Here is a 25,831-nt window from a genome sequence, read left to right on the forward strand (position 1 = left end):
TGCTGGCGCCAGAAGCCGGTCCTTGCGTCAGCAGCCCACCGCCTTATGTCAGCGGGCCGCCTGTGTCAGCAGTTCCACCGCCTTGTGTACGTTGCCGGCCGCCAGCTCATGGTCGGCCGACGCCTGCAGGTCGGGCCGTCCGCCGGTGGCCTGGGCGATGTCCCTGGCCACCGAGACGACGGCGTCGTCCTGCGCGTACGCGTCCGTCTTCGAACGGTCGAGCAGCGCCGCCGCCGTGCCGATCGCCCCCAGCACGACGCGGGTCTGCCGCACGGAGCCGTCGGCGTGCCAGTTGTTGCCCAGCAGCGCCACCAGCAGCGCCGCCGAAGCCGCCCTGGAGGCTCCGTCACCGCCGGAGAGCCGGTCGTAGGCCGCCTTGAGCCGGTCGCGGGCCCGGTCGGTGCGCAGCCCCCAGCCGTACGGGTAAAGCGGGTCGTAGGTCGCGTCGCCCACGTTGATCGGCACCTGCTCCGCCGTACGGAACCAGGTGAAGGGCAGCCGCCCCGTGTACGGCACGGCCCCGAACAGTGGGTCGGCCACGCCGGCGCCCTCGGTGCCCGGCAGCCACGACGCCACCAGCGCCTTGACCTTGGACAGGTCGCCCAGCAGCAGCGGGCGGCCGGAGACGACCAGCACGGCGCACTTCATCGCCCCGCACACCCGGTCGATCGCGGCCCGGTCGCCGGCCGACAGGTCGAGCGTGTGCCCGTTGACGCCCACGTCGCCCTGGCCCTCGGCGTACGGTTTCTCTCCCACCACCACGACACCCACGTCATGCCCGGTCAGCGGCGCGGAGGCGTCGGCCGAGTAGGTGACGGAGGCCGCCCGGCCACGGATCGCCGACAGGATCGTGGTGCCCTGCGTGATGGGCCCGGACGAGCCCTGCCAGGTGATCGTCCAGCCGCCGCTCTGGTTGCCGAGGTCGTCGGCGTTGGATCCGGCGACGTACACCTTGGCGTCGCGGCGCAGCGGCAGCAGCCGGTCCTCGTTCTTCAGCAGCACCTGCGACTTCGCGGCGGCCGTGCGGGCCACCGCGCGGTGGGCGGCCGAGCCGACGTCGCCGATGCCGGAACGGTCGGCGTACGGGTGCTCGAACAGGCCGAGCCGGAACTTCTGCGTCAGGATCCTGGAGACCGCGTCGTCGATCCGCGCCATGGGCACCCCTCCGGCCGCGATCTCGGCCTTGAGCGTGCTCGTGAACAGCGGATACGCGTACGGCACCATGATCATGTCGAGCCCGGCGTTGATCGAGGTACGCACGTCGCTCGGGTAGTCGCCGGGGATCTGGTCGATGGCCTGCCAGTCGCTGATCACGAAGCCCTTGAAGCCGAGCCGGCCCTTGAGCACGTCGGTGATCAGCTCCTTGTGCGCGTGCATCTTGAGCGGCCCCTGGCCGAAGTCGACGCTGGAGAACGACGGCATGACGCTGCCCACGCCCCGCTTGACCGCTTCGGCGAAGGGCGCCAGGTGGATGGCCGCCAGCTGTTCCCTGGTGAGCTGGGTGACGCCCTGGTCGATCTTGTAGTCGCCGGTCGAGGAGCCGTACGTGGTGCCGCCGTCGCCGACGTAGTGCTTGGCCGTGGCCAGCACCCCGTTGTCCTGAAGACCGTCGATGATCGTGGTCAGCCGCGAGACCAGTGCCGGGTCCTCGCCGAACGACTCGTAGGCGCGTCCCCACCGGTCGTCCCGTGATACGCACAGGCACGGCGCGAAGTCCCACGGAATGCCCGTGGCCTTGACCTCCTTCGCCGTGACCTTGCCCGCCTGCTCGACCAGGCCGACGTCGCGCGTGGCGCCGAGGCCGACGTTGTGCGGGAAGATCGTCGCACCGACCACGTTGTTGTGCCCGTGAACCGCGTCGACGCCGTAGATCAGCGGGATCTGCAGCCGCGTCTGCTGGGCGCGCAGCTGGAAGCCGTCGATCATGTCGGCCCACGCCTTCGGCGTGTTGGTCGCCGGGGTGGAGCCGCCGCCCGACAGCAGCGAGCCGAGCAGGTAGGTGGCGATGTCGTTCTGCGAGCCGAGCGCGCCGCGTTCGGCCTGCGTCATCTGGCCGACCTTCTCCTCGGTGCTCATCCGGCCGAGCAGGTCGGTGACCCGCTGCTTGACGGGCTTACGAGCGTCGAGGTACGGCAGGCCGTGCGCGTTGATCACGATGGCCGGAGCCTCGGCCGGGGGCCGGGTGCCCGTGCCGGACAGCTCGATCGGGATGGTCTCGGCGACCTCGGCCGCGCCGTCGGCCAGCGTCTTGACCGTGAACGCCTTGGCCGAGCCCGAGGCGGTGCCCGCGGGGAAGGTCAGCGTGCCCTCGACCGGCGTGTAGTCCTGGCCGGGGGTGGCCGTGCCGGTGCCGGTGCGGTAGCCGACGGCCAGGTCGGCGGGGAGCGGGCCGCCGGTGGCGGTGGTGACCGAGACGCGTACCTCGGCCGTGCCCTTCTCGTTCACCGGATAGACCGGCTTGTCCGTGGCCAGGCGTACGGGCCGGGGCGGGGCCGTGCCGTAGACCTGCACATCGTCCCAGAGCAGCGTGCCGGAGGCGGCCGGGAGCCGCATCGAGTAGCCCCACATGGCGACCAGGTCGAGCTGTCCGTCGGTGGGGGCGCCGCCCGGCTGGTAGTCGCCGCGGCGGGTGAAGCCGGAGAACGGCACCTGCACCTGCCGCCATCCGGCCGTGTCATCGGTGAAGGACGACTCGAACAGCTCAGAGCTGCCCGCTCCGCCGCCGCCGTCCTTGATCTCGAAGAACACCTTCTGCCCGGATCCGGTGCCCTTGACCCAGAAGGAGAACCCTTCGTAGGCGGACCAGTCCTGGGCGGTCGTCAGGTCGTGGGACCAGCCGCCCCACTGGCTCACGTTGTAGACCGCTTTGAGTACCCGGTTGGTCGCGGGGGCGCCGGGCCGGGTCGCGTCGGGCTCGACGGTCAGGGCCGGGGTCGAGGCGGCGTCGTTGCCCCAGGCGGAGACGCCCGCGGGCAGGGTCGTGGCCTCGAAGTCGGTGACGGTCAGCGGCTCCGCGGCGGCCTGAGCCGGGGGTGCGGTGACCAGCGCGGCCACCAGGGCCACCGCCGCCCACAGCGGGGTCCTTAATCGGAACATGGATCCTCCCAAGAGCAGAGAGAGCGCTCTCTCCTAGAGGGGATCGTGTCACGGGAGCGATTTATAACAACCCCCGTCAACCTGTGTGATGCCGCCCGGCTGTCCTAGGCCGGGCGGCCCGCACGTTAGTCGTCTTCCGGCTGAGCGGGTTCGGCCGAGTCGTCGGCCGGGCCTGCCGCCAGGGCGCCGCCGACGGCCCCGATGGTGTTGGTGAGGCGGACGCCCGAGCCGTCGCGGCGCCCGATCTCGTCCGGCAGCGGCACCGGCTTGCCCACCGAGGACACCGCCTTGGCCGGCGCGGGCCCCGCCCAGGCCAGCAGCAGCACGTCTTCGCCCTTGAGGAAGCGCTGGGCCCGTACTCCGCCGGTGGCCCGCCCCTTGGCGGGGAACTCCGCGTAGTCCGACACCTTGCCGCCCCCGACCTGGGTCCCCGGCAGGGCGGTGGACGAGCCCGCCACCGTCACCACCTGGGACGGACGCGACGGATCGACCACGCCGAACCAGATGACCCGGGCCGCGTCGTCGAGCCGGATGCCCGCCATGCCGCCCGCCGGACGTCCCTGCGGGCGTACCTGCGAGGCCGGGAAACGTAGCAGTTGCGCGTCGGAGGAGACGAACACCAGGTCGTGCTCCTCGGATTCGAGCTCCACGGCGCCCACCACGGTGTCGCCCTCCTTGAGGGTGATCACCTCGAAGTCGTCGCGGTTGGCCGGATAGTCGGGGACCACCCGCTTGACCACGCCCTGCGCGGTGCCCACGGCCAGGCCGGGACCGTCGGGGTCGAGCGAACCGAGCCCGACGACCGTCTCGTCCGGTTCGAGCGCGACGAACTCGGAGACGGGATGGCCGCCCGACAGCGACGGCGGGTTGGCGGAGGGCGGCAGCGTGGGCAGATCGACCACCGCGACGCGGATCAACCGGCCCGCCGACGTCACCACGCCGACCTCGCCTCTGGCGGAGGTGCGGACCACGGAGACCAGCACGTCGTGCGCGGATCGCTCGTCGCCGCCCGACAGCGGCGAGGCGTCGGAGGTGCGGGCCAGCAGCCCGGTGGAGGAGAGCATCGCCAGGCACGGGTCGTCGGCCACCTGCAGGTCCACCGCCGCCGTGCGGGTCACGCCCGACGCCTCCAGCAGGACCGTACGGCGCGGCGTGCCGTATTTCTTGGCCACGTCGGCCAGCTCGCCCGAGACCACCTGGCGCAGGCGGGCGTCCGAGGACAGGATCCCGGTCAGCTCGGCGATCTCGTCGGAGAGCGTCTGCTTCTCGCGGTCGAGCTCCAGCTTGTCGAAGCGGGTCAGGCGGCGCAGCGGCGTGTCGAGGATGTAGGCGGCCTGGATGTCGCTCAGGTCGAAGACCTCCATCAACCGGGCGCGCGCCTGCGCCGAGTCGTCGGAGGTGCGGATGACCTGGATGACCTCGTCGATGTTGAGCAGCGCGATGATGAGGCCGTCGACCAGGTGCAGGCGCTCCTCGCGCTTGCGGCGGCGGAACTCCGAGCGGCGGCGCACGACCTCGAGCCGGTGTTCCACGTAGACGCGCAGCAGCTCACGCAGGCCCAGCGTGCGCGGCTCGCCGTCGACTAGCGCCACGTTGTTGATGCCGAAGGTCTCCTCCATCGGCGTCAGCCGGTAGAGCTCCTCCAGCACGGCCTCGGGGATGAAGCCGTTCTTGATCTCGATGACCAGGTGCAGGCCCTTGTGCCGGTCGGTGAGGTCCTTGAGGTCGGCGATGCCCTGCAGCTTCTTGCTGGTGACCAGCTCTTTGATCTTGGCGACGACCCGCTCGGGGCCGACGTTGTAGGGCAGCTCGGTGACGACGAGGCCCTTGCGGCGCGGCGTGATCTGGTCGACCCTGCACTTGGCCCGCATGCGGAAGGTGCCGCGGCCGCTCTCGTAGGCGTCGCGGATGCCCTGCAAACCGATGATCGAGGCGCCCGTGGGCAGGTCGGGGCCGGGCACGAAGCGCATGAGCTCGTCGAGCCCCGCGTCGGGCTTCTTGATCAGGTGACGGGCGGCGGCCACGATCTCGGCGAGGTTGTGCGGCGCCATGTTGGTGGCCATGCCGACCGCGATGCCGGTCGTGCCGTTGACCAGCAGGTTGGGGAACGCCGACGGCATGACCGTGGGCTCGGTCTCCTGCCCGTCGTAGTTGGGCTTGAAGTCGACGGTGTCCTCGTCGAGCGACTCGACCATCAGCATGGCCGCCGGGGCCAGCCTGGCCTCGGTGTAACGCATGGCGGCCGGCGAGTCGTCGGGGGAGCCGAAGTTGCCGTGGCCGTCGGCCAGGGGCAGGCGCATCGAGAACGGCTGCGCCAGCCGGACGAGGGCGTCGTAGATCGCGCCGTCGCCGTGCGGGTGGAGCTTGCCCATCACGTCGCCGACCACCCGCGAGCACTTGACGTGGCCGCGTTCGGGACGCAGGCCCATCTCGCTCATCGAATAGAGGATGCGCCGCTGCACGGGCTTGAGACCGTCGCGCGCGTCGGGCAGCGCGCGCTGATAGATCACCGAGTAGGCGTACTCGAGATAGCTTGCGCGCATTTCCGAGGAGACGTCGATGTCGACGATCCGCTCCTCGAAGTCCTCGGGTGGGGGTGCAGTCGTACGTCGGGCCATGTCGAACATTGTGCCGAAGAAAGTTGAGTGCCCGCGACGCATCGGCCGCGCCGGTCCGTAATAGTGCGCTTGACCAAGCAATTGCTTGGGGCTTACGTTCGGAAATGAAGGCGGCAGACTCGCTTCCGGAGGCGTCATGATCGAATTCCATCCCGTGACCAAGCACATCGGCGCCGAGGTGACAGGCGTGGACCTGCGCAAGCCGCTGTCCCAGGAACAGGTGGAGACCCTGCGGGCCGGTTGGCTCAAGTACCTCGTGCTGTTCTTCCGGGACGCGGAAATCGACGACGAGCAGCACCTGCAGTTCGCCCTGAACTTCGGCACGCTCAACCATCCGGCCTTCAAGAAGGACAGCGCCAGCCCGATCCACGTACTCGACCAGACCGACCCCAAGGGGGAGGGTGGCGACGAATGGCACAGCGACAACACCTTCGAGCCGACGCCGCCGATGGGGTCGCTGCTGCGCTGCGTCCAGCTGCCGAGCGTGGGCGGCGACACGTGCTGGGCCAACACGTACCTGGCCTATGAGACGCTGTCCCCGCCGCTGCAGCGGCTCTGCGACGAGCTCACGGCGGTGCACGACATCACGATGTCGATGAAGAAGGCCATCTCCAAGGGGCATCCGTTCGACCTGGCGGAGGTCCAGGCGAAGTGGCCGCCGCTCGAACGCCCCGTGGTACGGGTACACCCCGAGACCGGCCGCAAGGCGCTGTTCGTCAACCGGGCGTCCACGACCCGGCTGGTGGGGCTGTCCGACCGGGAGAACGAGGCGCTGCTGCCTATGCTGATCGACCACATACGGTCGCCGGAGTATCAGCTCAGGCTTCGCTGGCGTCCGGGCACACTGGCCTTCTGGGACAACCGCCCGACGCAGCACTATGCGGTCGCCGACTACACGGAGCGCCGCCGCATGCACCGCGTGACCATCAACGCCTTCCCAGAACACCAATAAACCGTCGCCTTTCGTTACGGCAAGCCGCCCCACCGGCCGAGCCGCTGGGGAACCACCGGCTGAACCACTGGCCGCCACCGGCCAAGAATGCGCACGTAACGGCGCCCGGCCCTGTGCGGGGTCAGCGGGCGTTTTCCTGGAGGCCCTCAGCCATGTGCGGCGGGTGGCGGTGGGTGTGGCTTGCCGTAACGGATGGAAAGGGGTTGTCCGGACCGTACCAATGGGCGCCAATGGTCGGTGGGAGCTGGTAACAAGGACTTCATGATTGACGCCCCAGACGCCGAGATGCTGCGTGAAGAGGCCGAGACCCGGTTGCGAGCGCTCGCCGGTGAGCACGCTCGGCTGCGCGATGACCAGTGGGCCGCCATCGAGGCGCTGGTCATCGACCGGCGGCGGTGCCTCGTCGTCCAGCGCACCGGCTGGGGCAAGTCGGCCGTCTACTTCGTGGCCACCGCCCTGCTGCGCGAGCTCGGCGACGGGCCCACCGTCATCGTCTCGCCGCTGCTCGCCCTGATGCGCAACCAGATCGCCGCCGCCGAGCGGGCCGGGATCCGGGCCGTCACCATCAACTCGGCCAACCCCGAGGCGTGGGAGGAGATCTACGGGCAGGTGGCCGACGGGGAGATCGACGTGCTGCTCGTCAGCCCCGAGCGGCTCAACAACCCCGACTTCCGCGACAACGTGCTGCCCGAGCTGGCCGAGAGCGCCGGCCTGGTCGTGGTCGACGAGGCGCACTGCATTTCCGACTGGGGCCACGACTTCCGGCCCGACTACCGCAGACTGGCCACGCTCTTCAACGAGCTGCCGCCGGGCATCCCGGTGCTCGCCACCACCGCCACCGCCAACGCGCGGGTCACGCGGGACGTGGCCGAGCAGATGGGTGAGGGCACGCTGGTCCTGCGGGGGCCGCTGGAGCGGGAGAGCCTGCACCTGAGCGTGGTGCGGCTGCCGACCGCCGAGCAGCGGCTGGCGTGGCTGTCCCAGGCGCTGCGCGAGCTGCCCGGCTCCGGGATCGTCTACACGCTGACCGTTGCCGCGGCCCACGAGATCGCCGGATACCTGCGTGACCAGGGATATGAGGTGGCCTCCTACTCCGGGCAGACCGATCCCGCCGAGCGGCTGGCCGCCGAGGAGGCGCTGCTCAACAACAAGATCAAGGCGCTGGTGGCGACGAGCGCGCTCGGGATGGGCTTCGACAAGCCCGATCTCGGGTTCGTCGTCCACGTGGGCGCGCCGCAGTCGCCCGTCGCCTACTACCAGCAGGTCGGCCGGGCCGGACGCGGTGTCGAACGCGCCGAGGTGATCCTGCTGCCCGGCACCGAAGACCGCGACATCTGGGCCTATTTCACCTCGCTGGCGTTCCCGCCCGAGCCGGTGGTGCGAGCCACGCTCCAGGCGCTCGAAGAGCGAGGCGTGCTCTCCACCCCCGCGCTGGAGTCGGCCGTCGATCTCAGCCGGAGTCGGCTGGAGATGATGCTCAAGGTTCTCGACGTCGACGGTGCCGTCCGCAGGGTCAAGGGTGGCTGGGAGGCGACCGGTGAGTCGTGGGACTACGACGCCGAGCGCTACGCCCGCATCGCCGGCGAGCGCAAGGCCGAGCAGGAGGCCATGCTCGGCTACCTGACCACGACCGAATGCCGCGAACGCTACCTGCGCGGCCACCTCGACGACGAGACGGCCGGCCCGTGCGGCAGATGCGACAACTGCACCGGGGAGCACCGCTCGCCGCAGATCGCCGAGCAGGCCGTGGCGGGCGCCCGCGAGCGGCTGACCAGGCCAGGCGTCGAGATCGACGCGCGCAGGCAGTGGCCGACCGGCCTGGCCGACCTGTCCGGCCGCATCAAGCCTGAGCTCGGCGCCGAGCCGGGCCGGGCGCTCGGGCGGCTCACCGACATCGGCTGGGGCAACCGGCTGCGCGAGCTGTTCAACGGCGCCGACGGGCCGATGGCCGACGACATGTTCAAGGCCGTGATCCAGGTACTGTCCGCGTGGGACTGGCGGGAGCGGCCCGTCGCCGTGGTCAACGTGCCGTCCACGTCGCGGCCCCTGCTCGTGCGCGGCTTCGCCGAGCGGCTGGCGCAGGTCGGGCGGCTGACCTACCTGGGCGAGCTCGGCTATCGCGACGGCTCGCCGGGCAAGCAGTTCAACAGCGCCAAGCGGGTTCAGGCGGTGAGGACGACGCTGGCCATGCCGAAGGAGGTCGGCGCCGCCGTGGCGGCGTGCGGCGGTCCGGTCCTGCTGATCGACGACCGCATCGACACCGGCTGGACGATGACGCTCGCCGCCGCGCTCGTCCGCCACGCGGGCGCCCCGGCCGTGCTGCCGCTGGCCCTGGCGACGGTCAGCTGACGCCCATTGTCACCAGGTCATAGCCGCCGTAGACCGGGCTGACGTGCACGTTGGTCGCCTTCAGGCCGCGTACGAGTAGTGACCGCTCCCAGGAGAGCGGCACCAGCACGGCCTCGTCGGCGATCTTCTGCTCGACCTCGGTCCAGCGCCGGGCGCGCGTGGTGGCGTCGAGTTCGCGCTTGGCCGTGTCGATGAGGGCGTCGAGCGCGGGCAGGCGGACGTTCACGTTGATCGAGTTACCCTTCTCCAGGATCTCCCTGCTGTCGGCCAGCGGGGAGACGAACGTCTCCACATCCGGCCAGTCAGGCGCCCACGCCCTGGCGATCAGGCCGACACCCGCCTTCTTGAGATATTCGGGATTACCCCCGTACTTCGCGTGGAAGTCCGCGATCGGGTAGCCCCGCAGCTGCACCTTGATGCCGATCTTGGCCAGTGACGCCTGCACGGCCTGCGCGGCGGCGGACTCCCCGAAGGTGTCACGGTAGATGTAGGTGGTGCTGAACCCGGTGGGTTTGCCGCAGGCGGCGAGTGACTCCTTGGCGGCGGTCGTGTCGCCCGAGGCGGTGAGGCCCGGCAGGGGCGCGTGCGTGCCGGGGATCAGCGGCGGCACGAGCGAGGTCGGTATCTGGCCGCCCTGGTTCAGCCCGCCGACGACGGCCCGGTTGATCGTCGACAGGTCCAGGGCGCGGATCACCGCGCGGCGGCAGTCGACCTTGTCGAACGGCGGTACCTGCGGATCGATCGCCAGATAGCGGATCCGGGAGCCGACGGGGGCGTCGGCGCGGCTCTTGTACGCGGGATTGTCGTAGATCTTGGTCGAGTCCAAGGTCGCGATCGGCGAGCTGACCTCCGCCTGGCCGATCAGCAGTTTGGCGCTCGCGTCGGCTGCGGCCAGCTCGAATTGGAGCTCGTACCGGTCCGGGAGGGCCTTGCGGTTCGGGTCGGTCGCGGGGTCCCAGTTCGGGTTGCGGACCAGGACGATCTTGTTGTCCGTCGCGCTCTCGAACTTGTACGGTCCCGACGAGATCACCGCGTACCGATACTTGGCGGCGGTGTCCTTGGCCTTGGGTACGGGGACGGTCTCGGGCAGCTGGGCGAGGTTGTCGAAGGCCCCGTACGGCTGCTTGAGATGGAACACGATCGTGCGGTCGTCCGGCGTCTGGATGGCCGAGTCCGTGTTCGCGTCGGGCGACTTGTACGGTCCCTGGTAACCGGCGGGCAGGTCGAGCATGGTGTCGAAGTAGGTGGGGCCATTGCTCAAGGTGACCTTGTCCATGCTCCGCAGCACCGCGTACTTCACGTCCGCCGCGGTGATCGGCGTGCCGTCCTGGAACTTCACGCCGTCGCGCAGCCGGTAGGTCCACGTCTTCCCGCCGTCGCTCGCCTGCCCCAGGGACTCGGCCAGGTCGGGAACGAGCTGGGTGCCGGCCTGACCGGGGACGGGCTTGAACATCGTCAGCGACCGGCCGTAGAGGCGGATGGCGTTCATGGCGTCGGGGTAGTAGGTGTTGCCCGGATCGGAGGAGTCCAGGCTGTAGGCCGAGGCCAGGTGGAGCGTGCCGCCGGTCTTGGCGGACGGGTTGGCGACTGCCGCGACGGCCGCGTCGAAGCCGGTGGGCGCCGTCGTGGCCGGGGTCGTCGGCCCGCCATTCGGTCCCGTCCCGGGGAGGTTGCGGATGAAGATCCACGCCGCGAGGCCCACCACGAGCGCCGTGGCCACCGCCCCCACGGACACCAGCACACCGCGCCGCCGGACGCCGGGCGCGGTCACGGGCGTGACACCACCGGGATCCGTGGGTCGCGGGTACGGCCCAGGCACCTGAGGCCCGGATTCCCAGCGAAGCCCACCAGGCGCCTGTGGCCCGGAACTCCCGTGCGGCCCGGCCGGGGGTGCGGCCCCTGGGTACGCCGCCGCAGGTGGTGCGGCCTGTGGGTAGGCGGTGGCCGGTGGCGGAGGAGGAGGGGCGCTCGTCCGGATGAGTTCTCCCAGCACCTGCTCCGCCGTCGGCCGCCGCCGGGGATCCTTGCCCAGCGCCGTCCACAGCAGCGCTCCGAGCGGCTCTGGCACTCCCGAAAGGTCCGGATCCATGCTCAGGATCCGGTGCATCACCACCGGCAGCGCCCCGAACCCGAACGCGCTGTGCCCCGTGGCCGCGTACACCATCGTCCCGGCCCACGCGAACACGTCGCTGGCCGGTGACGGCTCGCCGTGGAACTGCTCCGGCGCCATGTACGCGGGCGTGCCCACCACGCTGGTCGTCAGGCTCTGGCTCACGTCCAGCGCCCGCGCGATGCCGAAGTCGATCACCCGGGGCCCGTCGGGAGCCAGCAGCACGTTGCTCGGCTTGAAGTCGCGGTGCATCACCCCGGCCCGGTGGATCGCGGCCAGCGCGGTGGCGGTCGCGATGGCCAGCCGTACCAGTGCCTGGCCCCGCAGCGGGCCGTCCCCGGACACCTGGCGCTGCAGCGACGGGCCGTCCACGTACTCGCCGACGATGTACGGCTGGTCGTTGACGGCACCCACCTCGAGCACCCGAGCCGTACAGAACTCCGCCACCCGCCGGGCGGCCTCAGCCTCGCGCCGGAAGCGTCGTACGGCCTGCTCATCATCGGCGAACCTGGCGTGCAGCAGCTTGATCGCCACCCGCTCGCCGCTCGGGGAGGTCCCCAGATAGACGCTGCCCTGGCCGCCCTCGCCGAGGAACCCGGTGACCTGATAGGAGCCAACCGACACGGGGTCGCCTGGCCGTAACGGACGCACGCCCAGCATCCGGCTCCTTATCGTCCTTATCGAGGGCTCTTGCGATAAAACTTACGATAAGGATTCTTACGATAAAGGGCGCCGGAAAGATCGCACTAGAGGCGCGGGCGCGCTCCCAGATGAACAATCGCCTGTGCCGCCAGGTGGCAGCCGGCCGTCAGCGCCTCGGACGGCGGCTTGCCCTCCAGCCACGGCGGCAGGAACCCGGCGCAGAACGCGTCGCCCGCTCCCGTGCCGTCGACGATCCGCTCGACCGGCTCGGCGTCGACCCGGACCGGCTCGGATCGGCTGTTGCCGAACCAGAGCGCTCCCTCGTCGTTCATTTTGATCACGACCTGCGGGAACCAGGCGGTGAGCACCTTGGCCGCGGCCTCGGGATCGTCGCGGCCGGTCAGCACCTTCGCCTGATCGACGTTGGCGAACAGCAGCTTGACCCCGTTGGTCCACTCGAGGAACGGCTCCGCCCCCGTACGCTCCAACGGCGCGGACGACGAGCAGTCGACCGAGATGGACATCCCGGACCGGCGAGCCATATCGAGCGCGGCCAGCCCCGCGTCGCGGGACCCCTCGTTGATCAGGGTGTAGCCGGACAGATGCAGATGACCGCCGCCGAACAGGTCGCGCGGCAGATCCTCCGGCGAGAGCGCCGCGTTGGCGCCCGGGTCGGAGAGCATGGTCCGCTCACCCTTGTGCGTGACGAGCACCACGCAGGTGCCGGTCGGCCGCTCAGGATCCATGACAAGCCGGGCGTCGACCCCGTAACCCATCAGCTCCATGTCACGGTTGCGACCGGTGATGTCGGCGCCCCGGCGGCCGATGAAGGCCACCTCGGCACCCTCGACGGCCAGCCAGGAAGCGATGTTCGCCCCTGATCCACCGCCGTGCATCGTCACGATCGCCGGAGTGTCGCTCGCCCTGGCGAGCGCATAACGGGCGCGAGCGACCGCGTCGGTCATGAGATCGCCCACCACGACGACCCGCGTCATGATGCCACCACCTTGCTGCCTTCAGAACGAGCCTGGCCACGGCAAAACTAACAGCTTCCGGCCTACCCGTGGGGCGGACCCCGGACACAGGGGGGCAGTCGATGCACAAGCGTTGCCCAATAGGCCCTGCCGGGCGTGGCATTCGGGACACGGGTCTACGCTCGGGACTGTGGAGGCTCCGTACCCGGCTCACTGGGAGGCCGACGTCGTCCTGGCGGACGGCGGCACCGCCCATGTGCGTCCCATCAAGCCCGCCGACGCCGACAGACTGCGCGCCTTCTACTCCCGCCTCTCCGACGAATCCATCTATTTCCGCTTCTTCGGCCCCAGGCCACGGCTCTCCGACAAGGAGGTCTCGTGGTTCACCACCGTCGACTACGTCGACAGGGTCGCGCTGATCGCCACCATCGGCACCGAGATGGTGGCCGTGATCCGCTACGACAAGACGGGGCCCGGTGAGGGCGAGGTGGCCTTCCTCGTCGAGGACGCCCACCAGGGCAGGGGAGTGGCCTCGGTGCTGCTGGAGCACCTGGCCGCCACGGCCCGCGAACGCGGCATCGAGCGCTTCGTCGCCGACGTGCTCCCGGCCAACATGAAGATGATGGGCGTCCTGCGCCAGGCCGGATACACGGCCGAGAGCTCCTTCGCCGACGGTGTCGTCCGCATGACGCTCGACCTCACCCCCACGCAGACCTCGACCGAGGTGACGACCGCCCGCGAACACCGCGCCGAGGCCAGGTCCATCGCTCGCCTGCTCGCGCCCGGCTCGGTGGCGGTCATCGGCGCCTCGCGCGAGCCGGGGGGAGTCGGTCACACCGTGCTGCGCAACCTGCTCGCCGCCGACTTCAGCGGTCCCGTCTATCCGGTTCACCGTGAGGTACGCGCCATGGCGGGCGTACGCGCCTATCCGAGCGTGGGCGCCATCGACGACCAGGTGGACCTGGCCGTGGTGGCAGTGCCCGCCTCCGGCGTCATCGAGGTGGTCAAGGAATGCGCGGAGAAGGGCGTGCACGGGCTGGTCGTGGTCTCCTCCGGGTTCGGCGAGACGGGCGCCGAGGGCCGTGAGCGGCAGGACGAGCTGGCCCGCATCGCGCGCGCGTACGGCCTGCGCGTGGTCGGGCCCAACTGCCTCGGCATCGCCAACACCGACCCGGCCGTCAAGCTCAACGCCACGCTCGCCGCGACCGTGCCGGGCCGGGGCCGGGTCGGCTTCTTCAGCCAGTCGGGCGCGCTCGGCACCGCCCTGCTCCAGCGGGTGGCGCAGCGGGGGATGGGCATCTCGTCGTTCGTCTCGGCGGGTAACCGGGCCGACGTGTCGGGCAACGACCTGCTCCAATACTGGGAGGAGGACGCCTCGACCGAGGTGATCCTGCTCTACCTGGAGTCACTGGGCAATCCACGCAAGTTCACCCGCCTTGCCAGGCGCCTGGCCCGCAGCAAGCCGATCGTGGTCGTCAAGAGCGGCGGCACGCCCGCCGGTCACTCCGCCGAGGCGCTCGGGCTGCCCGACTCGGCGGTCAGCTCGCTGTTCTCGCAGGCGGGGCTGATCCGGGTGGACGACCTCATCCAGCTGTTCGACGTGGGCCAGCTCCTGGCCTATCAGCCGCTGCCCGCCGGTCCTCGGGTCGGGCTGGTCACCAACTCCGACGCCCTGGGCCTGCTCGCCGCCGACGCCTGCGTCGCCGCGGGCCTGGAGCCCCTGCCGCCGGTCAACCTGGGGGCGGGCGCCGGGGCCGTCGCCTTCGGTACGGCCCTCGCGGACCGGCTCGACTCGCCGTCGGTGGACGCGGTGGTGGTGATCTACATGCCGCCGATCCCCGGCGAGGACTCGGCGGTCGCGGCCGAGCTGCTGCGGGTGTCGCGGGACTCGGCCAAGCCGGTGCTCGCCACCTTCCAGGGGCATCTCGGCATGCACCCCGACCTGCTGGTGGGCTCGGTGCCCTCGCGGGGGTCCATCCCGTCGTACGCGGCGCCGGAGGAGGCGGTCAGGGCACTGGAGTACGTGGTCCGCTACGCGAGATGGCGCGCCCAGCCGTCACTACCACCCCCCGAACTCCCGGACATCGACTCTCAGCGCGCCCGCACTTTGATCCACCACGCCCTCCACCAGGCCACCACCACCACTGCCCCGGCCGATGACGCGGCTTCCGTATCCACGGCACCCGCTTCTGCGGCGTCCGCCTCCGCGTCTTCCGCCTCCGTTGCTTCTGCTTCCGCGTCTTCCGCGGCCGCGCGGAGCTTCTTCGCCGAGCCCGGCCCGCCGGTCGAGGCCGACGCCGCCGACGTCGCCGAGCTGCTCGCCTGCTACGGGCTGAGCGTCTGGCCGGCCGAGGTGGTGCGATCCCCGGACGAGGCGGTGGTGGCCGCCGAACGGCTGGGCTGGCCGGTGGTGCTCAAGGTGGCCGGCGCCGAGGCCGCCCGCCGGGCCGGGACCGTACGCCTCGGGCTCGCGGGGCCTGACAGCGTGCGGCATGCCCACGCCGAGTTCGTCGCCCAGTTCGGCGAGGACGTGGAGCTGGCGGTCCAGCGGATGGCGCCGCAGCCCGCCGTACCGACCGTGGTGAGTGTCACCGAGAACCCGGCGTTCGGCCCCGTCGTGTCGTTCGGGCTGGGCGAGGTGACGGCGCGACTCCTCCTCGACCAGGGCTTCCGGCTCGCACCACTGACGGGCGAGGACGCCGCCGGGCTGGTGCGTTCGGTCCGCGGGGCCCCGCTGCTGTTCGGCGAGTACGGCTACCCGCCTGTCGCGGTCGACGCCCTGGAGGACCTCCTGGTCAGGGTGGGCCGCCTGGCCAACGACCTGCCGGAGGTGGCCCGTCTCGAGCTCGACCAGGTGCTGGTGGGCCGGGAGGGCGTCATCATCCTGGGCGCCCGCGCCACGATCCGCACCCCACCGGGCCCCCGCCCGGACGGCGGCCCCCGCAGGCTGGCCTGATCGTCCCTGCTCGGCCTTCGGGGAGGCGGACGGGCCGTCCACCTCCCCGAAACCGTCCGCCGCCCTCGGAGAGCCCGAGGGCGGCCAAGGGCTCGGTCAGCCGTGCACGATCGCGACGTTGTCGATCCAGTTCCACGCCGTGCCCGCGTTGTCCAGGACGAGGTTCAGCGCGTCGATGGAGTGTTCGCTCGCGTCCGCCGGGTCGGCGACCTTGAACGTCGTGGGATAGAAGGACCCGTCGGTGTAAAAGCCGCCGTATCCGTGAATGACGAGGTAGTGCCGCAACAGAGAGGCCTGGTTGTTCCACGGCAACGCGCCGGGTTTCACGATGATCATCACTGGATTGCCGCGGGACAGGGAGGTGATGATCCGGTCGAAGACGATCTTGCGGGTCTGGTCGATGCTGACGTCCAGCCCTTCGAACGAGTACTGCCAGTCAGAGGCCGACAGGTATTGGTTGATGACGCCCGGGATCCGTCCCGGCCAGGTGATGCCGTAGATCGCCTCGTCGGTGCCCAGCTTGTCGGCCAGTTCGGACTGCGGCGGAGCCGAGTAGCCCATCGTGGCGAGCGTCATCTGCACGGCGGCGGGCCCGCACCAGTTCGACTTCTCCTGTTGCTTGAGCGAAAGCCTCATATCCAGGGCCCGGACGGTCGGCCGCCAGGTTCCGGCGATGCCGAAGGTGGCATCGGCGACGGCGTAGGGACGTCTGAGATCGGTGAACGCCGTGTAGCAGGCCCGGCTGGCGTTCGTGGTCATCGTCGGGCACGAATCGGCGATGGTCGGGCCGCCCCCGCCGAACTTCAGGGTCAGGTTGACCTGGAAGTTGGTGTACGCGCCGGGGTTGATGAAGGCCACCGCGCGTACCTGCGTACGGGGGGCGTTGAACTCCAGGCACACCTGGTAGGCGGTCCCGTTGTACGTCTGGGTGTCATTGCAGGTTCTGTTGGCCGCGGACGGATACTCATGCCAGATTCCGGCCTGGGCGGGGAGGGCGGGCACGGCGACCACCGCGAGTGCCACGCCTGCCAGCAGCGAGAGTAACGCCGAAAGCAGTCTTTTCACGGGCTCAAGTCCTTCTCTGGGACGTGGTGCTGGGGGAGATCGGTTATGGCGCCGTCACCGTGAGCCTGTGCAGCCGTTCGTTGATCTTGTAATAGAGGTTGCCGAACCTGTCAGCCGTCAGTCCCTCCATCCCCGGGTCGGTCAGCAGCACCGTCATGGCCTTGGTCGACTTGTCGATCCGGAAGAGCTGGTCGCCTGAGGTGCCGTACACACCGCCCGGATCCTTGTCCACGGTCAGCAAAACCCCATCGCGCCAGGCCAGGCTGGGTTTGGCGGTGTAGTCGGGGTCGGCGAACAGCCTTTTCACGGTGATCGCGTCGGGGCTGGCCGGGTCGAGCGTGAACAGCGACCCACCGGCCAGGCCCCAGAGCCCGCCGTCCACCTCGGTGAGGGCTGTCACGGCCTTGGGCGCGGTCAGCGGCAGCGGGTGGGTGCGTACGGCGCCGGTCGCGGGATCGTAGGAGAACAGGGTGGCCGAGGCTCCCGGGGCGTAGACGGGGTCGACGCCCAGCGCCCCGCGCGTGGAGGTGCCGCCGAACACCTTGCCGCCCGCGTAGGCCAGCGAGACGACGGCCTGGTCCCGCACCACGCACACGGTCCGGCCCGCCGTGCCGTCCTTCCAGATGGTGAGCGCGCCGCTGCGTTTGCCGTACTTGGGCACCGTGCCCATGTACACCGTGCCGTCGGGGCCGCCGGCCAGCGCGTACGGGCGGTCCTGCGGCGGCGGCCCGTTACCGGGCTCGCAGTCGTCGGCCTTGTCGCCCACCGCGCCGCCGGTGTACCTGAGCGTGGGCGGCCACGGCCCCGCCGGGTCGTAGCTGTAGAGCTTGGCCGAGGGATAGGCGCCGATGTAGAGCCGCCCGTCGTGGGCCAGCAGGCTGTCGGTCTGGCTGAGTCCGGTACGGGTGGGCGTGTCCGGGCTGCCGTCGTCGGCGTCGCCGCGCAGCGGGTCGTACACGCCGGTGCCACCCGTCAGGTAGCCGCCGGTGTAGATCTTCCCGTCGGGTCCGGCGCCGAGCGCGTTGATCGCGGCGGGCAGGACCGGGGTGCCGCCGACGACCCGGCTGCTCCACTGACCGGTCGCGGGCGCGTACTTGAAGATCCTGGTGCCGTCGCCGGCCGCGCCGAGACCGATGAGCGTGCCGTCCGCCCAGGTGTAGCCGGTGACGTCCAAGCCGGGCTGTACGGTCGTCGCCCGCACGGTTTTGGCAGCCAGATCGTAGGACTGCAGCAGGCCGTCCTTGACCAGCCAGACCTTGCCGTCGGCGGCCGGTGAGTGGTGCAGGTCCACATCGGTGATCGTGGCGTCGGTGACGGCCCGGTAGGAGCCGTCGGCGTTCTTGATGATCTGCAGGACGAGCAGCGTACGGTCGATCCAGGCGAACAGCCTGCCCCCTGTCCAGGTGAGGCCGCCCACCATGGAGTTGTCCGCGTAGGCGGCGGGCAGGAGGCTGTCGGTCCGCCCTGTGACGTTGTCGAACCTGACCAGCGCGGCGTTCGTCCCCGTGCCCAGGTAGGTGGCGTTGGCGACCGGGTCGTGGGCGAGGCTGCGCACGTACTGCGCACCGGCCACGATGGGCACGCTGCCGATCGTGGTGAAGGCGCCGTTGTCGTACTTGAAGTAGCGGCCGTCGTTGTAGGTGCCGCCGTAGACCTTCCCGCCCGCTCCCGCCTCCAGGTCCCAGATGAAGGAGTAGCCGCCCTCCGCCCTGCCGAGGTCGGTCACCGTCGTCTGGCCGGGGATGTGCCGGTAGAGCTTGGAGTTGGGGTAGGTGCCGAGGTAGACGCTGCCGTCGGTGGCCGTGGTCGCCGCCCAGCCGCCGACCGTGGGCGTGGCGGCGCTGTCCGGGATCGTGATCTTCTTGGTCACCTTCTCGGTGGCCAGGTCGATCTCCGCGAGCTGCGGGTTGGCGTCCGCGGTGCCGGTGTAGATCGCGTACGCGTCGCCGCCCGCGAACGTGGTGGCGTTGGGCACGCTGCTCTCGAGCTGCACGCCGAGATCGGTCGTGTCCTTGGTGATCAGCACCTCGTCCCAGTAGGCGGTGCCCACATTGGCGACGCCCGAGTAGATGAGCGCCGAGACCGAGGCCGTGCCGGCGGGCGCGACGCCGGAGGCCGTGACGTCGTTCCACCGCTTGCCCGTGACCGAGGCGTTCGCGCTGCCGAGGAGCTGGCCCGAGGTTCCCCTGAAGCGCAGGTACAGCTCGGCGCTACCGCTGTCGGCCCAGACCTGGGCGTAGGCGGTGTAGCGCGTACCTGCGGTGGCGGGCAGGCCCGGCAGGCTCTCCCTGCCGTACGCGTTGCCCGGCTCGGCGTCGGCGACGCGCGCCGTGCTGCGGCCGTCCCAGGTCACGGCCGTGACACCGCCCGGGCTGTGCGATCCACTCCACCCGGTCAGTCCGTCGTCGAAACCGCCGTTGACGATCCGCAGATCGGCGGCCTGCGCCGGCGCGAGCGGGACGGTGAGCAGCGCCGCCAGCAGAGCCGCCGACAGCGCCCCTGCCAGCAGGCGCCTCATAACGTCCCCTTCGCGGCGAGACGGCGCTCATCGGGCCTGAGTCCGGCCGGGTTCCGGCCGTCGACCTCAGGCAGTGGCGGTGATGACAAGCGTGGGATGAACCCGGCCAGGGTTACCAGAGGGGATCGCGTCATGTCCGTACCTCCAGCGAGCGTGTTCGATTATGCTCGGTTTCGGCCCTGACCGTAACTTTTGGCGCAGGCCTCGTCAATAGGACCCAGCGTGCTCTGCTATGGAGATGACTCGTTGCGGGAAAATTTGGGTCTTGACCGTAACTGGCCGCTTCTGAGAGCTTGTGATCGTTTCACTGTTCGCGAACTTGGGACCCCCAGGCGTTCGGCTGGACGGTGGTTCTCGGAGGGCCGCCAAACCTCATTTCTATGAAATTTCACCATTTGTCACTCGAGTGGTCGGCACGGCGACAGTGATGAGGCGCAATGGCACGTCCGGTAATTGCGCATGGCCGTACGCGTAGATAACGGATAAAAGACGTTATAGAGCGTTATGTCTGGTGGGTGAGTGCACTGCGCGGTCCTGGCAGGATGGACCCATGAGGGAAACCCGAGTCTCAGCCGCGGGCCTGCGTGAAGCGATCGAGCGCAGCGGCTACTACCCCGACCTCGTCACCGATGCGGTCGAATCCGCGCTGGGCAAGGAGGCTGTGACCGCTTTCGTGGTCCATCATGAGGCCACCTTCGATCCCGCGATGGAAGTGCGCAGGCACGTCACCGTCCTGGTGCTGTCGACGACGAGGCTGCTGGTCTGCCACACCGACGAACACCCGGCGGTGGAAGGCGTCTCGACCTCACACGCCTCCACGACGACGGAGGCGGTGCGCCTGAGCCGCGTCCAGTCGGTGGCGGTCACCCGTGTCGTCCCCGACCCCGCCTCCTACGTGCCCGGCGTCCCTCCCACGGAGGTCACGCTCACGATCGGCTGGGGCGCCATCTCCCACGTCGATCTTGAGCCGGCCACCTGCGGCGACGAGAACTGCGAGGCCGACCACGGCTACACGGGCGCCATCACCGCGGACGACCTCTCGCTCCGGGTGAGCGAGGCGGCCGACGGCCCCGACGCGGTCAACCACGTCCTCGCCTTCTCCAAGTCCCTCTCCGAGGCCACCGCCCGCGCCACGACCTGACAAACCACTCCCAGGCGCCCACCCTCTCGGCGCCACCAGGGCAAGAGGCATGCAGACAACGCGCACTCCGGTCCATGGGACCACGCCCAGGAGGGAACCTCGGCGACAGCGCACGGCGCTCTCGGGCGGGGTCGATGAGCCACGCCCAGCTACTAGCGTCCCGGCGGCGGCGTCCGGCCCACGGCGGCCGTGCGCCTGCGATGGTGGCTGCCCCAACTGGCCCACACCATCTACGGGATCCACCGCGTCCACCGCGTCCACCGGATCCACCGGATCTGCCGCGTTCACCAAATCTGCCGCGACCACCGGATCTACCGGATCCGCGGTGCCCATGCGGCCGCGCTTGAGCGCGCCGCTCCAGCCGGACATTCCTCACGAACAGTCCCGCACCATATGTACGGCGCCCAGCCGATCAAGCGAAGAAGACGGCCAAGAATACGCACGTAACGTCGCCCAGCCATGTGCGGGCTCAGCGGCCGTTTCCCTGGAGGCCCCTAGCCATGTGTGGTGGGTGGCGGTGGGTGCGGCTTGCCGTAACGGATGGAGGGGGTCTGTTGGAGAGACCGCCCGCCGGGCTCAGCGGCCGTTTTCCTGGAGGCCCTCAGCCACGTGTGGCGGGTTGCGCCTACTTGGCGGTGCCGTACAACAAGATCCGCTTTTGGGTTTGCGGCGACCAAGCGGGTTTGGCGGCGATCATGTGATCGAGTTGTCGGACGAACGGAATGGAGCGTCATGGGCGGATACGCGCCACTGATTCCCAGCTACGGCACCGCGTCGCTGGCCGAGCTGCCCGGGGCGCTGCTCGCGGCGCTGGGCATGGCCGAGCCGAACACCCTCCAGCTCGCCCCCGCCGACCGCGTCTGCCTGTTCCTCGTGGACGGGCTCGGTGACGAGCTGCTCCAAGCGCACGCCGACCGGGCGCCCTTCCTCGCCGCCGCCACCCGGACCACGCTCACCGCCGGGTTCCCCGCCACCACCGTCACCAGCCTGTGCTCGCTGGGCACCGGTGTGTCGCCCGGTGAGCACGGCATGCTGGGTCTGATGCTGGCCGTGCCGGGCGCCGGGCACCTGTTCAACTGCCTGCGCTGGACGCTGCCCGGCGGCGCCTTCATGGAGCCGAGCCGATGGCAGCCCGCCGAGACCGTCTTCCAGCGCGCCGCCGCCGCGGGGATCGTGCCGAGTTATGTGGCTCCGGCCCAGTTCGAGGGGAGCGGCCTGACCGAGGCCGTCTACCGCGGTGTGCGCTACCTGGCCGCCGACAGCGTCGACGAGCGCGTGGCCAGGGTACGCGCGGCGATGGCCGAGCCGAGAGCCCACGTCACCGTCTACTACGGCGACCTCGACGCGATGGGCCACATGACCGGCTGGGGCAGCGAGGAGTGGCTCGACCAGCTGGAAATCGTCGACCGGATGGCCGAGCGCATGGCCGCGGACCTGCCTGCCGGCTCCGCCCTCTACATCACCGCCGACCACGGCATGGTCAACGTGACCGACAAGGTCGACGCCGAGGCCGACCCGGCGCTGAGCCGGGGCGTGGCGATGCTCGGCGGGGAGGCGCGGGCCAGGCACGTGTACGCCGAGCCGGGCGCCGCCTCCGAGGTGCTCGACGCGTGGCGTGAGACCCTGGCGGGCAGGGCATGGGTGGTGTCGAGGCAGGAGGCGGTCGAGTCCGGCTGGTTCGGGCCGCGCGTGCGGTCCGAATGGCTGGAGCGCATCGGCGACGTCGTGGCCGTCCCGTACGCTGACCTGGCGCTCACCGCGCCGACCGCGCATCCGATCGAGGCGCTGTTCACCGGCTACCACGGTTCGATGACGACGGCCGAACAGCACGTACCACTCTTGGAGGTAAGCAGCCGATGAGGTCATTCATGGCAACTGAGGTGAGCACCCGATGAGCCCGTTGATCACGCCCGAGGAGCTCGCCGCGCTGGACGGCGTGACCCTGCTCGACGTGCGGTGGCGGCTCGGCGGCCCGCCGGGGATCGAGATGTATGCCGAGGGGCACCTGCCGGGCGCCGTCTTCTGCGCCCTCGACGCCGACCTCGCCGCGCCGGCCGGAACGGCCGGGCGGCATCCGCTGCCGGAGCCGGACGACTTCGAGAGCGCGATGCGGCGGCTGGGGGTGTCCGGCGAACGGCCGGTGGTCGTCTACGACGACACGGGCTCGATGGCCGCCGCGCGGGCCTGGTGGACGCTGCGTTACTTCGGTCACCCAGACGTCCGGGTGCTGGACGGCGGCCTGTCCGCCTGGGCCGACGCGGGTTTGCCGGTCGTCAAGGAGACGCCCGAGGTGGCGCCCGGTGACTTCGTCGCCAGGCCGGGCGGGATGCCACTGCTGAGCGCCGCCGAGGCCGGGGCGCTCGCGACATCGGGAGTGCTGCTGGACGCGCGGGCGGGTGAGCGTTATCGAGGTGAGGTGGAGCCGATCGACCCCGTTGCCGGGCACGTGCCCGGTGCCGTCAGCGCGCCGACCACGGAGAACATCGGCCCCGACGGCCGGTTCCGTCCCGCGGCCGACCTGCGCGAGCGGTTCGCCGCCCTCGGGGTGGGTGCGGGGGTGCCGGCCGGAGCCTACTGCGGCTCCGGCGTCACGGCCGCGCACGAGCTGCTGGCCATGGAGGTGGCGGGCCTGCCCGCGGCGCTCTACGTGGGCTCATGGTCGGAGTGGGTCGCCGACCCCACCCGGCCGATCGCCACCGGCTGAGCCTCCGCCACCGGCTGAGCCTCCGCCGCCGGCTGAGCGCCGATCGCCATCGGCTGAGCGCCGGCGTCGGTCGTCACCGGCTGAGCTCCCGCCCGGTCCCCGGCGCGCTGAGCCCCTGCCCGGCCCCTGGTGAACCGCCGGTTTCCCGCGCCGAAGCACACGAAGCCGAGCACTCCCGTCTTGGCCGAGGCCGATGCCAGGGCCGAGGCGGGAGCCTGGCCCTCGGCGAGGAGCCTGTGGAAGGCGGACATCACCGCCAACGCCTCCTCGTCGCGCACCGGCACCATTCCCGCGACGACGCAGGACGTACCCCTGGCCAGGAACGTTCCGGCCAGCCCGAGCGGTGCTCCGTCCGTGGGCGTGTGCGCCATCCCCGAGTCGCACGCCGACAGCACCACGAGCCCGGCCGTCCGGGACAGCCCGAGCAGGTCGTACGCCATGAGCTGCCCGTCGGAGAGCGTGATGCCCGACAGCAGCGGGCTACGCGCGTGGAACACCCCGTGCGCCGCCAGATGCAGCACGTCGGCGCTGGTCAGCGCCGCCAGCACGGCCCCGGATCGGGCGGGCACCTCGCGTCCCCCGGGATGACAGGCGAGCACCTGTGCGACCTCAGCGCGCGCGTGCGCCAGCCCCGGCCCGGCCGCGGCGATCATCACGGGCCGTTCGGCGGGTACGGTGGCGCGCCGCCCGGCCGCCAGCCAGGCGGACGCGCTCGCGGCCACGGACACCGGCCGATCACGCAGGCTCGGCAGCGCCCCCCACGGCACCGTGTGCAGCGGGCCGGCGGGCACCAGGACCAGTGGCCGGTCGGCGAGCTCGGTGTGCAGGGGCCGGAGCAGCAGGCGTTCGAGCTCCGCCGCGGCCGGCTCGACCCGGGCCGCGGCGGCGGCGCCGCCGTCGCCGAGCGCGGCCCGGCGCAGTGCGTAGCGCAGGCGGACGAGCGCCTCGCGAATCGACCGCACATCGCCCAGCCGCCGCAGCGTGAGCCGTTCGCCGGTGATCAGCACGGCCAGCAGCGAGGAGCCTTCGACGACGAACTCGACCAGCGCCGCGCCGCCCAGCCCGGCCCGCACGGCGTCGGGATCGGCCAGCCCGCAGGCGTGCGCGGGAGCGGCCACCGCCCGCCAGCGTTCGGCCCAGTCGAACACCTCCCGGGGGCACCCGTCACGCACCGCCATCGTCAGCCCGAACGCCGCCAGCCGCTCACCCGCCCGCGCCGCGTGGGCCCGCAGCGAAGGATCCTCGAAGGAGTCCATGCTGCCGCCCATGTCGGCCAGCCCGTCGTGGACCGCGCGGAACGCCTGGGCGACGTCCTCCCGCAGCGCCGCCTCCAGCGCGAGGGCGTGCTGACGCACCAGCACCGGGATCTGTGACACCTGCTCGAGGTGCTTGGCCTGCAACTCCGAGGCCAGTGACGTGAGGCGGGTCCCGGCGGGAACCCAGCGTTCGACGCGCTGGGCGTGCACCGTGAGGCGGGCCAGCTGCGCCGACGCCGTCGGGTGGTCGTCGAGCGCCAGCGCCGCCTCCGCGGCCACCAGGCGCAGCGCGGCGGCGCCGGCCAGGAAGGCGGGACCGTTCTCGAGGTCGTCGGCGCACGCGATCAGCTGGTCGAGCAGCTCCGGGGAGGACCCCTCCAGCGTGAGGCGGGCCCGCAGCACCACCTCCGTGGCCAGCGGCAGCCAGGAGAGGCGGTCCTGCTCGGCCAGCTCGACCGCCGCCTGCTCGGCCACGGCCAGCGCGCGGCGCGCGTCGCCGGTGAGCAGCTCCACCTGGGCCAGCTTCAGCCGCGCCTCGGCCAGCGCCACCAGCGCGGCCGACGATTCCAGATCGGGTACGGCCAGGCTGAGCAGCGCTCTGGCCTCGCCGGGGAGGTGCGCGGCGAGCAGGGCCCCGGCGAAGTCGGCCCGCATCGTGGCCAGCCGCTCGGGGAAGCCGAACAGGGTGTTCTCGGCCGCCCGGTAGTGGGCGAAGGCTCCGGTGATGTCGCCCTGACGGACCGCGAGGAAGGGCAGGTTGGCGGCGGCCAGGCGGGCCAGGTGGTCGAGCCTGGCGTGACGGGAGATCTCCAGGCAGGCGGTGATGTCGCGGGTCGCGGCGTCCCAGTCGCTCCGGTAAGCGTGGACGAGGCCGCGGTTGAGCAAACCGCCGGCCAGGAAGCGGCGGTCGTCGATGGTGCCCGGCGCGGCCACGAGCGCCTGGAGCGCGCGGTCGCACGAGGCGATGGCCTCCTGGTAGCGGCCCAGGTGGGCGAGCGCGACGGCGCGCTGGGTGTCGAGCTTGGCCCGGTCGAGCGGGGAGAGGTAGGCCCAGGCCAGGGCGGCGACCCGGAGCGCCTGCAGGGGATGGCCGCGTTCGGTGCGTACCGTCACCAAGGACAGCCGGGCCTGGGCCAGACGCTGTCGCGTGGCGCCGGGAGTGCCGATGGCCAGCCGGAGGTGGTCTTCCGCGGCCTCGAGATCGCCGAGCTCGCGGGCGGCCAGGGCCATCGCTCTGTGGGCGACCACCGCGGCTTCGGCGCAGTCCGCCGCCCGGGCGGCGGCCAGGACGGTGCGCCCGGCGTGCAGCGCCTGCTGGGGATCGACCACCGAACGCAGCACCGCCGTCTCGGCCGCCACCACCAGCGGCCCGATGGTGTCGGGGGCGGAACGGTCGTCCGACGTTGCGATCATGGCGCCTTGAGCTTCGTAGAGGAGGGGTTGGGAGCCA

Annotated in this window: 13 protein-coding genes; 6 read left to right on the forward strand and 7 right to left on the reverse strand. The window is 71.0% G+C overall.

The features are described 5' to 3' along the window. Positions 1 to 48: 48 nt before the first annotated feature. Both AB0C30_RS06570 and AB0C30_RS06575 read right to left on the reverse strand, forming a co-directional pair. Positions 49 to 3,096 carry a glycoside hydrolase family 3 N-terminal domain-containing protein gene (locus AB0C30_RS06570; protein ID WP_357940325.1) on the reverse strand — a complete coding sequence of 1,016 codons (3,048 nt, stop codon included), beginning with the start codon at positions 3,094 to 3,096 and terminating at the stop codon, positions 49 to 51. Positions 3,097 to 3,221: 125 nt separating this feature from the next. After that, a complete protein-coding gene (locus tag AB0C30_RS06575; RefSeq protein ID WP_357940327.1) occupies positions 3,222 to 5,723 on the reverse strand; it encodes a DNA topoisomerase IV subunit A in 2,502 nt (833 codons plus the stop codon). A 127-nt stretch (positions 5,724 to 5,850) separates the two neighbouring features. Between AB0C30_RS06575 and AB0C30_RS06580 the strand changes: the two genes are divergently transcribed. After that, the gene (locus AB0C30_RS06580) at positions 5,851 to 6,666 is read left to right on the forward strand and encodes a TauD/TfdA family dioxygenase (protein ID WP_357940329.1); all 816 of its coding nucleotides are present in this window, start codon (positions 5,851 to 5,853) and stop codon (positions 6,664 to 6,666) included. A 261-nt stretch (positions 6,667 to 6,927) separates the two neighbouring features. Beyond that, on the forward strand, positions 6,928 to 9,015 hold the full coding sequence (locus AB0C30_RS06585; RefSeq protein ID WP_357940331.1) for a RecQ family ATP-dependent DNA helicase: 2,088 nt from the start codon (positions 6,928 to 6,930) through the stop codon (positions 9,013 to 9,015). On the opposite strand, the gene AB0C30_RS06590 is transcribed toward AB0C30_RS06585, so the two are convergent. Together AB0C30_RS06590 and AB0C30_RS06595 are read right to left on the reverse strand one after the other, a co-directional pair. Further along, positions 9,008 to 11,785: an ABC transporter substrate-binding protein gene (locus AB0C30_RS06590; protein ID WP_357940333.1), complete on the reverse strand. Its 2,778-nt coding sequence runs from the start codon at positions 11,783 to 11,785 to the stop codon at positions 9,008 to 9,010. The genes AB0C30_RS06585 and AB0C30_RS06590 overlap by 8 nt on opposite strands. 86 nt (positions 11,786 to 11,871) lie before the next feature. Then, on the reverse strand, positions 11,872 to 12,762 hold the full coding sequence (locus tag AB0C30_RS06595; protein ID WP_357940335.1) for a sugar kinase: 891 nt from the start codon (positions 12,760 to 12,762) through the stop codon (positions 11,872 to 11,874). A 169-nt stretch (positions 12,763 to 12,931) separates the two neighbouring features. Between AB0C30_RS06595 and AB0C30_RS06600 the strand changes: the two genes are divergently transcribed. Further along, positions 12,932 to 15,697, forward strand: a complete 2,766-nt coding sequence (locus AB0C30_RS06600; RefSeq protein WP_357940337.1) for a GNAT family N-acetyltransferase — start codon at positions 12,932 to 12,934, stop codon at positions 15,695 to 15,697. A gap of 96 nt (positions 15,698 to 15,793) precedes the next feature. On the opposite strand, the gene AB0C30_RS06605 is transcribed toward AB0C30_RS06600, so the two are convergent. Next, a complete protein-coding gene (locus AB0C30_RS06605; protein WP_357940339.1) occupies positions 15,794 to 16,762 on the reverse strand; it encodes a C39 family peptidase in 969 nt (322 codons plus the stop codon). Between the two features lie 43 nt (positions 16,763 to 16,805). Continuing rightward, entirely contained in the window at positions 16,806 to 19,280 is a 2,475-nt protein-coding gene (locus tag AB0C30_RS06610) for a hypothetical protein (RefSeq protein ID WP_357940341.1), read from the reverse strand. Positions 19,281 to 19,830: 550 nt separating this feature from the next. Here AB0C30_RS06610 and AB0C30_RS06615 point away from each other — a divergent pair. The 3 genes from AB0C30_RS06615 to AB0C30_RS06625 all read left to right on the forward strand — a co-directional run bounded on the left by AB0C30_RS06615 (position 19,831) and on the right by AB0C30_RS06625 (position 23,125). Next, positions 19,831 to 20,421 (forward strand): DUF5998 family protein, encoded by a 591-nt coding sequence (locus AB0C30_RS06615; protein ID WP_225288990.1) that lies wholly within the window; start codon positions 19,831 to 19,833, stop codon positions 20,419 to 20,421. A gap of 732 nt (positions 20,422 to 21,153) precedes the next feature. Continuing rightward, positions 21,154 to 22,281 (forward strand): alkaline phosphatase family protein, encoded by a 1,128-nt coding sequence (locus AB0C30_RS06620; RefSeq protein WP_357940343.1) that lies wholly within the window; start codon positions 21,154 to 21,156, stop codon positions 22,279 to 22,281. 31 nt (positions 22,282 to 22,312) lie between these two features. Then, a complete protein-coding gene (locus AB0C30_RS06625; protein WP_357940345.1) occupies positions 22,313 to 23,125 on the forward strand; it encodes a sulfurtransferase in 813 nt (270 codons plus the stop codon). Here the strand turns inward: AB0C30_RS06625 and AB0C30_RS06630 are convergent. Beyond that, positions 23,065 to 25,794: a CHAT domain-containing tetratricopeptide repeat protein gene (locus AB0C30_RS06630; RefSeq protein WP_357940347.1), complete on the reverse strand. Its 2,730-nt coding sequence runs from the start codon at positions 25,792 to 25,794 to the stop codon at positions 23,065 to 23,067. The two genes, AB0C30_RS06625 and AB0C30_RS06630, sit on opposite strands and share 61 nt — an antisense overlap. Positions 25,795 to 25,831: the final 37 nt, after the last annotated feature.

It is taken from the genome of Nonomuraea sp. NPDC048901 (assembly GCF_040649695.1).
Taxonomy (GTDB): Bacteria; Actinomycetota; Actinomycetes; order Streptosporangiales; family Streptosporangiaceae; genus Nonomuraea.

Bases quoted from the DNA above. Each gene is read 5' to 3' on its own strand.
- AB0C30_RS06570 (WP_357940325.1), bottom strand. From the start codon at position 3,096: ATGTTCCGATTAAGGACCCCGCTGTGGGCGGCGGTGGCCCTGGTGGCC.
- AB0C30_RS06575 (WP_357940327.1), bottom strand. From the start codon at position 5,723: ATGTTCGACATGGCCCGACGTACGACTGCACCCCCACCCGAGGACTTC.
- AB0C30_RS06580 (WP_357940329.1), top strand. From the start codon at position 5,851: ATGATCGAATTCCATCCCGTGACCAAGCACATCGGCGCCGAGGTGACA.
- AB0C30_RS06585 (WP_357940331.1), top strand. From the start codon at position 6,928: ATGATTGACGCCCCAGACGCCGAGATGCTGCGTGAAGAGGCCGAGACC.
- AB0C30_RS06590 (WP_357940333.1), bottom strand. From the start codon at position 11,785: ATGCTGGGCGTGCGTCCGTTACGGCCAGGCGACCCCGTGTCGGTTGGC.
- AB0C30_RS06595 (WP_357940335.1), bottom strand. From the start codon at position 12,762: ATGACGCGGGTCGTCGTGGTGGGCGATCTCATGACCGACGCGGTCGCT.
- AB0C30_RS06610 (WP_357940341.1), bottom strand. From the start codon at position 19,280: ATGAGGCGCCTGCTGGCAGGGGCGCTGTCGGCGGCTCTGCTGGCGGCG.
- AB0C30_RS06615 (WP_225288990.1), top strand. From the start codon at position 19,831: ATGAGGGAAACCCGAGTCTCAGCCGCGGGCCTGCGTGAAGCGATCGAG.
- AB0C30_RS06620 (WP_357940343.1), top strand. From the start codon at position 21,154: ATGGGCGGATACGCGCCACTGATTCCCAGCTACGGCACCGCGTCGCTG.
- AB0C30_RS06625 (WP_357940345.1), top strand. From the start codon at position 22,313: ATGAGCCCGTTGATCACGCCCGAGGAGCTCGCCGCGCTGGACGGCGTG.
- AB0C30_RS06630 (WP_357940347.1), bottom strand. From the start codon at position 25,794: ATGATCGCAACGTCGGACGACCGTTCCGCCCCCGACACCATCGGGCCG.